General features: G+C 44.0%; 15 protein-coding genes. All 15 read left to right on the top strand.

Features of this window, described 5'->3' with window-relative positions; translation table 11 throughout:
* Positions 1 to 90 precede the first annotated feature (90 nt).
* The 15 genes from CHH48_RS03565 (at position 91) to CHH48_RS03495 (ending at position 14,333) form a co-directional block, all read left to right on the top strand.
* Positions 91 to 1,089: a helix-turn-helix domain-containing protein gene (locus tag CHH48_RS03565; protein WP_095217942.1), complete on the top strand. Its 999-nt coding sequence runs from the start codon at positions 91 to 93 to the stop codon at positions 1,087 to 1,089.
* Positions 1,086 to 2,606, top strand: a complete 1,521-nt coding sequence (locus CHH48_RS03560) for a RecQ family ATP-dependent DNA helicase (RefSeq protein WP_095217941.1) — start codon at positions 1,086 to 1,088, stop codon at positions 2,604 to 2,606. Before CHH48_RS03565 ends, CHH48_RS03560 begins: the two co-directional genes overlap by 4 nt.
* Positions 2,570 to 2,932 (top strand): hypothetical protein, encoded by a 363-nt coding sequence (locus CHH48_RS03555; RefSeq protein WP_095217940.1) that lies wholly within the window; start codon positions 2,570 to 2,572, stop codon positions 2,930 to 2,932. The genes CHH48_RS03560 and CHH48_RS03555 overlap by 37 nt, the downstream gene beginning before the upstream one ends.
* A gap of 194 nt (positions 2,933 to 3,126) precedes the next feature.
* A complete protein-coding gene (locus CHH48_RS03550) occupies positions 3,127 to 3,708 on the top strand; it encodes a genetic competence negative regulator (protein WP_095217939.1) in 582 nt (193 codons plus the stop codon).
* Positions 3,709 to 3,870: 162 nt separating this feature from the next.
* A complete protein-coding gene (locus tag CHH48_RS03545) occupies positions 3,871 to 5,142 on the top strand; it encodes a Glu/Leu/Phe/Val family dehydrogenase (protein WP_095217938.1) in 1,272 nt (423 codons plus the stop codon).
* Between the two features lie 88 nt (positions 5,143 to 5,230).
* On the top strand, positions 5,231 to 6,208 hold the full coding sequence (locus CHH48_RS03540; protein WP_095217937.1) for a YpdA family putative bacillithiol disulfide reductase: 978 nt from the start codon (positions 5,231 to 5,233) through the stop codon (positions 6,206 to 6,208).
* A gap of 14 nt (positions 6,209 to 6,222) precedes the next feature.
* On the top strand, positions 6,223 to 7,185 hold the full coding sequence (locus CHH48_RS03535; RefSeq protein WP_095217936.1) for an asparaginase: 963 nt from the start codon (positions 6,223 to 6,225) through the stop codon (positions 7,183 to 7,185).
* A gap of 101 nt (positions 7,186 to 7,286) precedes the next feature.
* Positions 7,287 to 7,955 carry a glutamic-type intramembrane protease PrsW gene (prsW, locus tag CHH48_RS03530; RefSeq protein ID WP_095217935.1) on the top strand — a complete coding sequence of 223 codons (669 nt, stop codon included), beginning with the start codon at positions 7,287 to 7,289 and terminating at the stop codon, positions 7,953 to 7,955.
* A gap of 106 nt (positions 7,956 to 8,061) precedes the next feature.
* On the top strand, positions 8,062 to 8,892 hold the full coding sequence (gene sleB, locus CHH48_RS03525) for a spore cortex-lytic enzyme (RefSeq protein ID WP_095217934.1): 831 nt from the start codon (positions 8,062 to 8,064) through the stop codon (positions 8,890 to 8,892).
* A 15-nt stretch (positions 8,893 to 8,907) separates the two neighbouring features.
* Entirely contained in the window at positions 8,908 to 10,260 is a 1,353-nt protein-coding gene (ypeB, locus tag CHH48_RS03520; protein WP_095217933.1) for a germination protein YpeB, read from the top strand.
* An 85-nt stretch (positions 10,261 to 10,345) separates the two neighbouring features.
* Positions 10,346 to 11,020 (top strand): flagellar brake protein, encoded by a 675-nt coding sequence (locus CHH48_RS03515; RefSeq protein ID WP_176466356.1) that lies wholly within the window; start codon positions 10,346 to 10,348, stop codon positions 11,018 to 11,020.
* An 85-nt stretch (positions 11,021 to 11,105) separates the two neighbouring features.
* Positions 11,106 to 11,786: a (d)CMP kinase gene (gene cmk, locus CHH48_RS03510; protein WP_095217931.1), complete on the top strand. Its 681-nt coding sequence runs from the start codon at positions 11,106 to 11,108 to the stop codon at positions 11,784 to 11,786.
* Between the two features lie 12 nt (positions 11,787 to 11,798).
* Positions 11,799 to 12,383, top strand: a complete 585-nt coding sequence (locus CHH48_RS03505; RefSeq protein WP_095217930.1) for a lysophospholipid acyltransferase family protein — start codon at positions 11,799 to 11,801, stop codon at positions 12,381 to 12,383.
* Positions 12,384 to 12,491: 108 nt separating this feature from the next.
* Complete coding sequence (gene rpsA / locus CHH48_RS03500; protein WP_095217929.1) at positions 12,492 to 13,637, top strand: 30S ribosomal protein S1; 1,146 nt, start codon at positions 12,492 to 12,494, stop codon at positions 13,635 to 13,637.
* A 108-nt stretch (positions 13,638 to 13,745) separates the two neighbouring features.
* The gene (locus tag CHH48_RS03495; protein ID WP_095217928.1) at positions 13,746 to 14,333 is read left to right on the top strand and encodes a YphA family membrane protein; all 588 of its coding nucleotides are present in this window, start codon (positions 13,746 to 13,748) and stop codon (positions 14,331 to 14,333) included.

Genomic DNA, 14,333 nt, shown 5'->3' with positions numbered 1-14,333 from the left:
CCTTCCGCTTTCACCAAAGCTGTTTCTTGCTTTATACTAAGTGTAGCGCGTACCGATACGGAATACAAGCTTACAGAAAGGTTGGTTAGCATGCTTCTGGCATCTATCATAATCCATGCCGCACAGCCCATACGTCAGGAACGGAGCGCGGCATCTATCTATCATCTGCTGCAAGGGAAGCGATCCGCTCAAACATTGCAGGATGCACATATGTACGGTCTTACCCATCTGTTCGGTATCTACCCGAAGCTATCGAGACAGGTATTCGACAAATTAGCTGCCAATATCATGCAAGAAGAAGGACAGGATATTAAAAAAAATATGCCGTATTTCAATGGTATGGCCTATCAATCACAAACAGAGCCATTTCTGTATCGGCTGCTTCTGCTTGTCCAGCTGCTTTCCAATCAAACAAAAGGGGAGAATCGGTATATACCTGTAACGGATAACCCTGCTATTCAGCATTGGATAAAGCAGTTGTATCGACAGGAACAGCATCGCTTGGATGATTGGCGAAACGGAGTATATGAGGAATTATACGGCTTGCTGGAGGAACTGCCGCAGATACAGGCTGAGTTATTTGTAGATCGATTGACGGGATACCATCATATCGGGTTGACGACTGTACAGCTAGCAGAAAAATATCATGTGCATGATACGGATGTGCTCCTATACCAGACGTCAACTATTCACCATCTCCTGCAGCACGCAGAGACCGATACGGCAGCTTTTCCACACCTTGCTGCTCTTATGGATAGACCCCAGCACAAGATCCGCTCCATAACTTCCACGGCGCAAAAGACACGGACAATGCTTGAACGCGGTATGTCAGTAGAGCAGATTGCGCTTGTCAGAGGGTTGACGGAGAACACGATAAAGGATCATATAGTGGAAATAACTTGGCTTGATGGAGAAGCACTTTCCAGTAAGTTTATTTCTGATACCGATGCTGCTGTCATTTTAGAGTGCGCCATGCAAGCAGGTACTAATAAATTGAAACAAATCCATGCTTTGCTGGAAGGTAAATATGACTATTTTCAAATTAGATTGGCTTTAGCTTTGCGGAAAGAGCAGGAGGTGAAAGCATGAACGCAGATTTACAAAAGGCATTGCAGAAGTTCTATGGGTATGACAACTTCCGGACTGGGCAGGAGGAGATACTTGAAAGTGTATTGAAGAATCGTCATACATTGGGAGTTTTACCGACTGGAACAGGGAAATCTATTTGCTATCAGCTACCTGCATTTATGCGGAGCGGACAAGTTATTGTTGTTTCCCCCCTGCTTTCGCTGATGGAGGATCAAGTGAAACAGCTGCGTGCCAGAGGATTCAAGCGGGTAGCTGCACTGAATAGTTTTCTCGATTATGAAGACAAACAGCAGATCATGCGAAAACTCCAGAATTACGATCTGCTTTATGTGTCACCGGAAATGCTCCAAAATGATTATCTGATCAATCGTTTGCAGTCGCTGCATATCCAATTGTTTGTAGTCGATGAAGCACATTGTATTTCCCAGTGGGGGCAGGAATTCCGGACCGATTACCTGCGCCTGGCAGAAGTGATTCGGAATCTAGGCAATCCGCCGGTACTTGCATTGACTGGAACAGCTACTCCAGAAGTCCAAGTGGATATTCAGCACTTGCTTGGTGATTTGGACATGGATAAGCATATCTATCCAATGGATCGGGAAAATATCTCATACTTTATCAGAGAAGTACAAGATCAACAGGAAAAAAATGAAACGATGCTAGCTTTACTTAGAAAGATTCAAGCTCCGACCATTATTTATTTTTCAAGCCGAAATATGGCCGAAAGCACTGCGGCCATCATCCGGGCTAATATGCCGGATATGCCATGTGCTTACTATCATGGAGGCATGGAGAACGAAGACAGGATATTGATACAGCAGCAGTTCTTATCCGGCCAGCTGCAGATCATCTGCTGTACAAGTGCATTTGGCATGGGAGTGGATAAAGAAGACGTACGCCTGATAATTCATTATCATTTGCCAAGTGACAAGGAATCTTTCATTCAGGAAGTCGGCAGAGCCGGCCGGGATGGCGAAGAAAGTGTAAGTGTGGTTCTTTATAGTCCGGGAGATTGGCAAATCCCGATCCACCTAATTGAGCAGGACCTTCCGGAGCAAGATTCGATTCAGCAAATGCTGCGTTTCCTTTATCAGCGGGTAAAAGCAGGACAGCTTGAACTGCCTTCCTACGAGCTGCTCATCCAGCATATTCCGATTAGTGAGACGCAATGGCGATTTTTACTTTATCAAATGGAGAAACATGATATAGTAAAGGGAAATCATCTGCATTATAAGGCAAATGCTTGGAAGGATTTCCTGGACCAGATAGAGAAGTTTGTTGGGAACAGGAAAAGACATAAGCTGAAGCAGCTGCAGCGTATGAAAGAATGGGTCTATACGGATTCATGCAGACGACAGGCACTTTTTGCTGACTTCCAATCTGAAGTACGACCAGCAAAAGGCCGATGCTGCGATAATTGCGGTGATACCCTTGCTGATTGGCAGTCGGTTTTGACGAATGTACAGCCGGAGCATACTGGATGGCGGGAACAGCTGTATCATCTCCTGCAGCAGTAAAACGGAAATGGAAGGATGGACACTTCATGGCAAAGACAGAAGAGAAGGACCAGAATCTGGAGGAACTGGTGGCATCCGTGACACAGTCTCGCGGTGATGAAGAATTACCACCCGAGAAAGAAGAATCGGAGCCAGCAGTTCAGCGTATCGATGTTCTTAATTTACCCCCACGCCGAACAATCCATGACGGACAGCGGACAAGCTTCCGCCTGCGCTGGAATGGAGGTATTGCCAGGTTCATCCTCCTGACGGTCATCGTGCTGGCAGTGATAGTATTTATCCTGCTGTATACGGATGTGCCGCTGTCGATACCAGCCTTATTTTAGTCCATTTTCAGTTTGGACAACGAGGGTATTTTTAACTGAAAGATTAATATACTAACTATACGTACAAATCCTTTCTGTTCGAGACTAAAACCTATCATGAAAATGGACGCTCCCAATGGGGGAGTGCCGCGTACAAAACATAAAGCGAATCATATGCTATCTATATCTAGAGTGGCATCCAAGGGGGAAAAGTGATGAAGTTAGAGCGCGTATCATTAAATCAATTCAAGATCTTTCTTACCTTCGACGATTTAATCGAGAGAGGCTTGACTAAAGAAGATCTGTGGCATGATCTTCCGGGCGTTCATCAGCTTTTTCACGATATGATGTATGAAGCAAGCGATGAATTGGGCTTCGAATTGGAAGGCACACTTCTTGTTCAAGTGCATATTCTTCAAGCGCAAGGGATGCAGATCATCGTAACACAGTATCCGCAGACGGAAGACTTCGAAGAAGAAGAGGATTATATCGAGATGAAAGTGACACTTGACGAAAGCAGGGAGCTTATCTTCTCATTCACAGATTTTGAGGACATCATCAGCGTTTCACGTCAGCTGGACCAGATCGGCATTGAAGATGCCGCTGTGTATTTTATGAACGATCTTTATTATATGGAAATTCGCACGCTGCTCCATCCGGAGGCGCGTGAAAACTTAATTGCAGTCATGTCGGAATTCGCTAACCCAAGTATAGTCACCTCGGTTAGGCTGAATGAGTACGGCAAGAAGATTTTCGATAAGGATGCAATACGGCAGATCTGCACGTATTTTGCATAAGTTGCCGAAGATACCGGAGCATCCGCCGGTATCTTTTTGATTTTTGATTAAAAACACGGTTCTCATTATCTATCTGGCTGCTTTTTTGTTAGAATGGATGTGAAGATTTGATGTGGTAATATCGCTAAACAAGATGGGGAAACATTTAGGAGGTACAGAACAGTGGCCGACAACGCTGCGGAATCTACCAACAACAAGCATAGGGACGTATTAGAATCGACACAGAGGGTCGTACAATCGGCTTTGCAGAAACTTGGCTATCCAGAAGAAGTCTATGAATTACTGAAAGAACCGGTACGGTTGATGACAGTTCGTATTCCCGTTCGGATGGATGATGGCAGTACGAAGATTTTCACAGGGTACCGGGCTCAGCATAATGATGCAGTTGGTCCTACCAAGGGTGGCGTGCGTTTTCATCCGGAAGTAAGCGAGAATGAAGTAAAGGCATTGTCCATTTGGATGAGTCTGAAAGCAGGTATCGTCGACTTACCTTATGGAGGTGGAAAGGGCGGTATCATCTGTGATCCCCGCGAAATGAGTTTTCGCGAGCTTGAAGGTGTAAGCCGCGGATATGTACGGGCGATCAGCCAGATTGTGGGGCCGACAAAGGACATACCCGCACCCGATGTGATGACCAACTCTCAAATAATGGCATGGATGATGGATGAATACAGCCGGATGGATGAATTCAACAACCCAGGTTTCATTACTGGTAAGCCGATCGTACTGGGAGGTTCACATGGCAGGGAAACAGCTACAGCTAAAGGCGTGACGATTTGCTTGAAAGAAGCAGCCAAAAAGAGAGACATCAGCATCGAAGGAGCACGTGTTGTCATTCAAGGATTCGGAAATGCCGGCAGTTACCTAGCTAAATTCATGCACGAAGCTGGCGCGAAAGTAATCGGTATTTCAGATGCTTACGGGGCGCTTCATGACCCGGATGGTCTGGATATCGACTATTTGCTTGACCGGCGGGACAGTTTCGGTACAGTGACCAACTTGTTTAAGTCTACAATCTCCAACCAGGAATTATTGGAGCTTGATTGCGATATACTTGTACCAGCTGCGGTAGAAAACCAAATCACAAAAGATAATGCACATAATATAAAGGCCCAGATTGTGATTGAGGCAGCAAATGGCCCGACAACGTTCGAAGCGACCAAGATTTTGACCGAACGCGGTATCTTGATAGTTCCGGATGTACTTGCATCAGCAGGCGGCGTGACGGTTTCCTATTTTGAATGGGTGCAGAATAACCAGGGCTTTTATTGGACGGAGCAGGAAGTAGAAGAGAGATTAGAGAAAGTGATGCTGAAAGGGTTCCAAAATGTATATCAGACTGCCCAAACTAGGCGGGTTGATATGCGGCTGGCTGCATACATGGTAGGTGTCCGAAAGATGGCGGAAGCTTCCAGATTCAGAGGCTGGATCTAATCATAGTTGAAATCATGCTCTTATCCTGAAGCGAAAAGGATAAGAGCTTTCTCTTTTCTTGGGAAAAGGGATGGGAAGGAGCAGTATAATGCAAAAAGAACGAGTAATTATTATAGGAGCAGGTCCATGCGGGCTATCCGCAGCAATTGAGCTGCAAAAGGCCGGAATCGAACCGCTTCTTATCGAAAAAGGCAATGTTGTCAATTCAATTTATCAATATCCTACGCATCAGACTTTCTTCAGCTCCAGTGAGCGGTTAGAGGTAGGCGACATAGCATTTGTTACCGAAATGAAGAAACCTGTCAGGAACCAGGCGCTGGCTTATTATCGAACAGTAGCTCAGAGGCAGAATTTGCGTATACATACTTTCGAACGAGTGATGCAAGTGTCTGGAAGCGTTCATGACTTTACGTTAACTACGAAGACGATAAAGGAAGAGGAAAAACAATATAAGGCAGATTATGTAATTGTGGCAACTGGATACTACGATCAGCCTTACTTGATGAAGGTGCCTGGTGAGGATCAGCCGCACGTATTCCATTATTTTAAAGAAGCTCATCCTTATTTCGGAAAAAATGTGACGGTAATTGGCGGAAAGAATTCCGCCGTCGATGCTGTGCTGGAACTTCATAAAGCCGGTGCGAATATTACAGCACTCTATCGTGGCAGTACATATTCCAAAAGTGTAAAGCCGTGGATTTTGCCAGAATACGAATCATTGGCTCGAAATGGATACATCGACCATAGATTCAATGCACATATTAAAGAGATCACCGAAACACAGGTTATATATGAAGTGGAAGGCGAGACTCATTCAGTCGAGGCTGATTTTGTTTTTGCAATGACTGGGTACCGGCCTGATCTGAAGTTGCTACAAAGCATGGGTATTTCAATTCATCCAGAAACAGGAAAGCCTGACTATGATCCTGAAACGATGGAGTCAAACGTACCGGGTATTTTTATTGCGGGTGTAATCGCAGCTGGGAATAATAATAATGAAGTATTCATTGAAAATGGACGTTTCCATGGTGGACAGATTGCCCAATCAATTGCATCTCGCAACTGAAAGGAAGGAAATAAATGATAAAAGGGAAAGTCGTATTGATTACTACTGGTGGCACAATTGCCAGTGTACCAAACGAAGAGAGCGGAAAACTGGCTTCCGGAGAAATGACTGGCGAGGAATTGCGCAGCCAAATTGACCTGCCGGATCATATTGAAGTCAAAGTGGTGAGTGCACTTCAAAAACCAAGTATGCATATCACATTTGATGACTTGCTTTCATTAAAAGATATGATCGAACAGCAATTAGAGGATCCAGAAGTAAAAGGGATTGTGGTTACGCATGGAACGGATTCTCTGGAAGAAACGGCTTATTTTCTGGATTTGACCATAACGGATGCCCGGCCAGTTGTAGTCACAGGTTCACAGCGAGCTATCCATGAACTAGGTTCCGATGTGTTCATCAATCTGCGGCATGCTGTTCTGACAGCTTATGATGATCAATTGCTGGAATGCGGAACTGTTGTTGTTTTCAATGAGCGTATTTTCCCAGCAAAATATGTTAAGAAAGAGCATGCCTCTAATATCCAAGGCTTCAATGCTTTTGGATTCGGATATTTAGGTATTATCGACAATGATAAAGTGTATCTTTATCAAAAACCGGTCAAACGGAATACGTATGAGCTGAAAAGCAAGCTGCCTGATGTGGATATTGTTAAGTGCTATCTGCAGGCGGACGGTAAATTCGTGAAAGCAGCGCGTGAAGCAGGCGTAAAAGGTATTGTTCTGGAAGGTGTTGGCCGAGGACAAGTTGCTCCGAATATGAAAGACGAAATTCTTCACGCCTTGCAGGCGGGTGTTAAAATTATCCTTACAACTGCATCTGAAGAGGGTAATGTATACACAACCTACGATTATGAAGGCAGTGCCTATGATCTGTATAAGGCTGGTGTTCTGCTAGGAAAGGATCAAGACAGTAAGAAGGCTCGTATCGAGCTTGCTGTAGCTTTGGCATCTGATCAGACAGATAGACTTCTATAGACCGCATGATTTATTTCCTGTTTCTTTCCAGTAACATATTCCAAAAAAATAGAGCACATGGTACGATAAGGAAAGATTGTTTTGTTGGAAGAGGTGCTATCATGCTTACCATCCTTTCCGCAGCTATTGCACCAGCCCTCGCGCTCCTCACCTTCTTCTATTTGAAGGATCGTCTGGAGCCCGAGCCGCTCAGCATGGTGTTGCGGACTTTCCTATATGGCGCTTTGCTTGTTTTTCCGATCATGTTCATTCAATATGCGATGAAAGCAGAAGGAATAAGTGCGAATCCGATTGTTTATTCATTCTTCACTGTCGGATTCATGGAAGAGTTCTTTAAATGGTTCATCTTCCTGTATACCGCTTTCAGGCATACCGAAATGGATTCGGTTTATGATGGGATCATTTATGGTGTCAGTATCAGCCTAGGTTTTGCTACGGTGGAGAATGTTCTCTATTTATTTGCTCACGGAGTAGACTATGCGTTTACGCGTGCACTCTTCCCGGTATCTTCCCATGCGCTTTTTGGAGTATTGATGGGGTATTACCTCGGCAGAGCTAAATTCGGCAGCTATCATCCTCGTTTGCGTATTTTTGCAGCGATGCTGATTCCATTTTTGCTGCATGGATTATACGATTATATATTGTTGATTGTTACTTTTAATTGGATATACGTTCTTGTACCTTTCATGATCATCCTTTGGATAATCGGACTTCGTAAAGTGCGGGCAGCAATCCAGCATCCTATCGAACAGATACAAACAACGAAATAAAAGAGTCGGGCAGTGCATCTGCTTGACTCTTTTTTTATTGCATAATATGGGCGCACGAGAAGAAAGCTATTGGTATCAGATCATAGTAGGTTGGAGGAAATGAACAATGGAAAGTAACAAGTTTCGGCTTTGCAAATTGTTTTGTGCCGGTCTGATCCTGATAGGCGCAATCCTATCGGCACCTGTGCAGACTAGTGCCTTTTCCGAACAGGTAATCCAGCATGGAGCCACAGGTGACGACGTAGTGGAACTGCAAGCCCGCTTACAATATGCAGGATACTATAACAAAACAATTGATGGTGTTTTCGGGTGGAGTACATACTGGGCATTACGCAATTTCCAATATGAGTTCGGAATGGAGATTGATGGTGTTGCAGGTCAGCAGGCAAAAGACAAGCTAGCTTCCATTACGAAGTTTGATAAAGCCTTCGTTATGCGCCAAATCCAAGAAGGTAATACATTCACCTATTATGGCGGGACTCCTCAGGAAAATCAGGTGAAGAAGCGCGGTAATGGAGGGAATGGAGGCGGTGATAATACAAAAGCGCCAAATACGTCTGCAGTTAATGTTCCGAATGGATATTCACAGAATGATATAAAATTAATGGCAAATGCCGTTCATGGAGAAGCACGAGGAGAACCGTATGTTGGTCAGGTTGCAGTAGCAGCAGTCATTCTGAATAGAGTAGAAGATGCTTCATTCCCGAACACGGTTTCTGGTGTGATTTTTGAGCCGAGAGCCTTCACAGCTGTTGCCGATGGCCAAATATGGCTCACACCAGATGAAACAGCAGAACAAGCTGTACTGGATGCAATCAACGGTTGGGATCCGTCTGGTGGAGCGATTTATTACTTCAATCCGAACACGGCTACTTCGCCATGGATTTGGGGAAGACCTCAGATTAAAACGATCGGTGAGCATATTTTCTGTATGTAGAAAGGAGAGCGAAGAATGTACAAATGGGTGATAATAGGTGTTCTGGCTTTGGCACTCACAGGAACAGCTTTTTGGGGCTATAATGAACGGCAGGAAAAAAATGATATCAAGATGCAAGCAGAGAATAATTATCAGCGTTCCTTCCACGAGCTGACGTACCGGATTGACACGCTGCACGACAAGATTGGATCGACGCTGGCGATGAACTCAAGGGATTCCCTGTCTCCTCAGCTAGCGGAAATCTGGCGTTTATCTTCTGAAGCACATACAGATGTCGGTCAGCTTCCGTTAGCACTATTACCGTTTGAAAAAACAGAGAAATTTTTAACGAACATAGGTGATTTTACGTATAAAACAGCGGTGCGGGATTTGGATAAGGAACCATTGTCTGAAGAAGAAATGCAACGTTTGGAGAAGCTGCATGATAATGCGGGACAAATCAAAGATGAACTGCGAAATGTCCAGAATACGGTGCTGGGAGATAATCTGCATTGGACCGATGTGGAGCTTGCGTTATCAGATGATGATCCAGATCACTCAGATAATACAATCATCTCAAGTTTCCAAACAGTAGAGGATACTTCAGGCGGATTTTCAGAAGAAAAAGATTTCAATAGCGGTGCGTTGCCTGCCTCCAATGAAGAGCATAAATTCGAAGGAGTGACAGGAGAACGTATCAATCAAAAACAGGCAAAGACTGTAGCAGCAAAAGCTTTTGATTTGAAAACGATCAGCGGCATTGAAGGCGGAAAATCAGGTAAAGGTTCTGATGTACCGCTTTATAGTCTCTCCTATCAAAAAGACGGCGAAAGCGGCTATGCGGATATAAGTCAAAAAGGCGGCCATGTTCTCACGCTTATGATTCAGCGGGATCGGGAGGAGCCGAAACTCGGATTACATGATGCCCAGCAAAAGGCACAAGATTTCCTGGAAGAGCAGAAGTTGACTGAAATGGAAATGGTACAGAGTAGTCAGTATGATTCTGTCGGTATCTTTTTCTTTGTACCTGTCCAAAACGATGTGCGTATTTATGCAGATATTGTTCAAGTAAAAGTGGCGCTCGATAACGGGGATATTCTAGGCTATAATGCCCGTGACTATTTTATGAATCACCATGAGCGGGATTTACAGAAACCAAAGCTAACGGAAGACCAAGCAACAGAAAAACTGAATCAAAACGTTAAGGTTCAGGAAACACATCTTGCTTTGATTGAAAACGATACACACGAAGAAACGCTAGTCTATGAAATCATGGGTACACGGAATGACGACGAAACTTATCGCATTTATATGAATGCCGATACAGGAAGAGAAGAGGAAATCGAGAAACAGACAACAACTGAAGCGCGTTTCTTGCAAAGCACGTAAAGGGGAAAGGCAAACAGCCTTCCCCTTTTTGATTATTTTTGCAATAATAGGAATAAAGAACGATTCAGGGGAAGAGGAGAGGCGTTTGCTGAAAATTGGTAGTACTTTAGTATTAGAAAAAAAGGATATATCAAAAAATGAGGAATGGTCGCGTTATCGAGCGAAAGTAATCGACTTAGCTGATGATACAATTTATATAGACTATCCGATAAATGAACAGACAAAACGGACAGATATCTTTCCGGTAGGTACAGCTTTCAGAGCATTGTATGTCACAGAAGAGGAGAGCGCATTCACGTTTGGGACATCAATCCAAGGCAGGGAAATGATGAAGGTGCCGGCATTGAAACTGACAATGCCAAAGGAAAACGATATCCGGAAAATACAGCGCCGTCAGTATGTACGGATTTTGACGACTACGGATGTCGCACTTCATAGTGATGAAGCGGGAATCGCTCCAATCTCATCCATTACGCTTGATGTTAGCGGTGGCGGTCTATCCGTACTTCTCCCAGAAAAACATGGTTTCAAGGAAAGAATGAGCGTGACGCTTTATCTTGCATATTCCCTGCAAAAAGAAGGGGCTTCCTTTCTGACTGCATCCGGAAGCATCGTCCGAATCGTCCGTAATGAAAAAAACGGAAAAATCATCGCTAGTATTCAGTTCGATGAAATTCTGGAACGGGACAGACAAGCAATCATCCGTTTCTGCTTTGAGCGTCAGCGGGAACAGCGGAAAAAAGGGCTCCGGATCAGGTAGACTTCAAATAGACCAAGCCGCTATCCTGTGTTATGCTTTATTAGGTTTTATTCCAAGATTATGAAGAGAAAAAGGATTGAATTGAATGAATTCGAAAACTATCGCTATCGCAATTGATGGACCTGCTGCTGCAGGTAAAAGTACGGTATCTAAACTAGTAGCTAAGAAATTAAAATTTGTCTACGTGGATACTGGCGCTATGTATCGAGCGCTTACACTGACTGCACTCGAAGCTGGAGCTAATCTGGAATCCGAGAAAGCTTTACTTTCCTTGCTGCAAGGTATAGATATTGTCTTAATGCAGCATGAAGACGGTCAAAAAGTATTTGTAAACAGTAAAGATGTAACCGAAGCTATCCGCACAAATGAAGTAACAAATAATGTATCCATTGTCGCTAAGCATGCACTGGTACGCGAAGAAATGGTAAAACGTCAGCAGAGACTTGCAGCTGATAATGGAATTGTCATGGATGGCCGTGATATTGGGACTCGGGTCCTTCCTGATGCTGAAGTTAAGATTTTTATGATCGCTTCTGTCCAGGAACGTGCAGAGCGCCGTTATAAAGAAAATATCTCCAAAGGATTCGAGGCGGATCTGGAGCAGCTGAAAGAGGAAATACGTCTTCGTGACAAGCTCGACTCCGAAAGGGAAGCATCTCCGTTAGTAAAAGCGGCAGACGCTGTTGAAATTGATACAACTTCGCTATCGATTGATGGTGTTGTAGAAAAAATCCTCAAAGCCGTACACGAGGCTCTCGGAAGATAAGGAGTAGGGATTATGTCATTATATACCATAGGTAAAATGATCCTCAGTGCCGCCTTTTACCCGATGTTCCGTATAAAAGTGTATGGCAAGGAACATGTTCCTAAGGAAGGACCGGTTTTGGTCTGTTCCAATCATATTTCCAATTTTGACCCGCCCATATTAGGTATTACATGTCCACGTGATATAGCTTTCATGGGTAAAAGTGAGCTTTTTAAACCCAAGCCACTTGGCTGGCTCATGAAAAATCTAAATGTTTTCCCAGTAAAACGCGGTATGCAGGATCGAGGAGCACTGCGTGTAGGTCTGGATATTCTGGCAGAAGGCAAGACGATGGGTCTGTTTCCAGAAGGAACAAGAAGTAAGGACGGAAAACTCGGCAGTCCGCTTCCTGGAATAGGTTTCTTTGCCATGCGCTCGGAAGCAAAAGTTGTACCTTGTGCGATTATCGGCTCCTATAAAGGGGTAAAAGCATTGAAAGTCATCTATGGCCCACCAATCGATATGGAAGAGCTGAAAGAGCGTAAAGCACCAGCTAAAGAAGTATCAGAAGTGATCATGGATGAGATTCAACTTCTAATAAACAAGCATGTCGGATAGATGCCCTATCACTTGACAAATATCTTCAAATGTTAGAAGTTAGAAAAAAGGACATTTCTATGTTTTTTTACTTATGTTTTGTCTCGTAAACTGAAGGAGGTCTCTTTGATGGATGAAATGAATGAGCAAGCTACGGATTTCAAGGAATTGTCTGTAGGCGATACTGTAACCGGTAAAGTGGTGAAAGTGGAAGATAAACAAGCTTTGGTAGACATTGGCTACAAAGTGGAAGGTATCCTGCCAATCAGCGAATTATCCAGTCTTCATGTTGAACACGCTGCTGATGCAGTGAGTGAAGGTGAAGAATTAACACTAAAAGTGAAAAAAGTAGATGACGAAGAAGTCGTTCTATCCAAGCGTGCAGTTACTGCTGAGCTTGCGTGGGATGACCTGGAAGCGAAATTCGAATCCGGAGAAATCTTCGAAGCAGAAGTCAAGGAAGTCGTTAAAGGCGGTCTTGTTGTAGATGTGGGCCTTCGCGGTTTCATCCCTGCTTCACTCGTAGAAACATATTTTGTTGAAGAGTTTGAAGGATACAAAGGCAAACCGCTTACGCTTAAAGTGGTCGAGCTTGACCGTGAACAGAACCGCGTCATCCTTTCTCACCGTGCAGTAGCCGAGGAAGAGGAAGCTTCCAAGAAGCAGGAAGTGCTTGACAGTTTAGAAGCTGGTCAGGTAATTGACGGTACTGTACAGCGTTTGACTGACTTTGGTGTCTTCGTCAGCATCGGTGGCGGAATTGACGGTCTCGTACACATTTCTCAGCTTTCACATGAGCATGTGGAAAAAGCATCTGATGTCGTGACAGAAGGTCAAGAGATCAAAGTCAAAGTACTTGGTGTCGACAAAGAAAACGAGCGCATCAGTCTATCCCTGAAAGAGACACTCCCTGGACCATGGGAGAACATTAGTGACCGTGCACAAGCAGGGGATGTACTAGAAGGCGAAGTGAAGCGCTTAGTGAGCTTCGGAGCATTCGTTGAAGTATTTCCTGGTGTTGAAGGCCTTGTACACATTTCCCAAATCGCTAACCGTCACATCGGTACGCCGCAGGAAGTGCTTGAGCCAGGTCAAACAGTGCAAGTGAAAGTTCTTGAAGTCAACGAAAGCGAAAAACGCATGAGTTTGAGCATCAAGGAATTAGAACAAGATGAAAATGATGCTGTCATCAAAGAATATGAAAAAGAAGAAGAGCATTCCGGCTTCCAGCTTGGAGATATTCTCGGTGACAAATTGAATAAGTATAAGCAATAAAAATTAAAAGACCAAGGCTGTCCTCTGGACAGCCTTGGTCTTTTTTTGTCATCCGTGTATAGTTTCACTCCTCACTTGTCATAATGCAGATAAAAGGAGGAGTGAAAAATGGACGGATTCTACTTTTTTTGGGCTACGTGGATAAGCTGGATCTTGGTAACCTTTTTCATGCGTCACTCATTGGCACGGGTACTTTTTGCATTTGCCATACTGCTTACTATTTCATTATCTGGTTTTTCCTTTAATTTTGCCGGCCATCGGATCTTTGCTACTGTTTTTCTGCTTGCTGTTATTGGCTTCCTATTTATTTTTGCCAGTAAGCGAGTGGGACGCGGAACATTTGGAAGCATTTGCTTAGGAATCGCTTATGCGGGAATGCTGCTTTGGGAGCTGACAAATCCAGTCGCACTGCTTATTCCGCGTATTCTTCTGTTCTCGCTGACATTATTTGCACTTGTCATTTATCTGACTCGGAATTTCCATTTACAGATTGGCATTATATGCTTAGGATTTTCCATCGGGGAAGTGGTTTATCTTTTACTATTAGATATTTATGGTCTCCAGCAAGATGCCGGCAGCTTTAAAGCTATGGATGTAATGGGAATAGTACTGCTGTTATTAATCTCGGCAAAGCTGCTTAACCTGCTTAGAAAGTATCTTCGAAATAAGTCGAAATGGACGCCCGGACGAACATGA

This window comes from Terribacillus saccharophilus, assembly GCF_002272075.1.
In the GTDB taxonomy this organism is placed as follows: domain Bacteria; phylum Bacillota; class Bacilli; order Bacillales; family Amphibacillaceae; genus Terribacillus; species Terribacillus saccharophilus_A.
The sequence above is the reverse complement of the archived record's forward strand: the minus strand, read 5'-3'. Positions and strand labels throughout refer to the sequence as shown.

Bases quoted from the DNA above. Each gene is read 5' to 3' on its own strand.
- CHH48_RS03550 (WP_095217939.1), top strand. From the start codon at position 3,127: ATGAAGTTAGAGCGCGTATCATTAAATCAATTCAAGATCTTTCTTACC.
- ypeB (WP_095217933.1), top strand. From the start codon at position 8,908: ATGTACAAATGGGTGATAATAGGTGTTCTGGCTTTGGCACTCACAGGA.
- sleB (WP_095217934.1), top strand. From the start codon at position 8,062: ATGGAAAGTAACAAGTTTCGGCTTTGCAAATTGTTTTGTGCCGGTCTG.
- CHH48_RS03560 (WP_095217941.1), top strand. From the start codon at position 1,086: ATGAACGCAGATTTACAAAAGGCATTGCAGAAGTTCTATGGGTATGAC.
- CHH48_RS03505 (WP_095217930.1), top strand. From the start codon at position 11,799: ATGTCATTATATACCATAGGTAAAATGATCCTCAGTGCCGCCTTTTAC.
- rpsA (WP_095217929.1), top strand. From the start codon at position 12,492: ATGGATGAAATGAATGAGCAAGCTACGGATTTCAAGGAATTGTCTGTA.
- cmk (WP_095217931.1), top strand. From the start codon at position 11,106: ATGAATTCGAAAACTATCGCTATCGCAATTGATGGACCTGCTGCTGCA.
- CHH48_RS03495 (WP_095217928.1), top strand. From the start codon at position 13,746: ATGGACGGATTCTACTTTTTTTGGGCTACGTGGATAAGCTGGATCTTG.
- CHH48_RS03555 (WP_095217940.1), top strand. From the start codon at position 2,570: ATGGCGGGAACAGCTGTATCATCTCCTGCAGCAGTAAAACGGAAATGG.
- CHH48_RS03565 (WP_095217942.1), top strand. From the start codon at position 91: ATGCTTCTGGCATCTATCATAATCCATGCCGCACAGCCCATACGTCAG.
- CHH48_RS03535 (WP_095217936.1), top strand. From the start codon at position 6,223: ATGATAAAAGGGAAAGTCGTATTGATTACTACTGGTGGCACAATTGCC.
- CHH48_RS03540 (WP_095217937.1), top strand. From the start codon at position 5,231: ATGCAAAAAGAACGAGTAATTATTATAGGAGCAGGTCCATGCGGGCTA.
- prsW (WP_095217935.1), top strand. From the start codon at position 7,287: ATGCTTACCATCCTTTCCGCAGCTATTGCACCAGCCCTCGCGCTCCTC.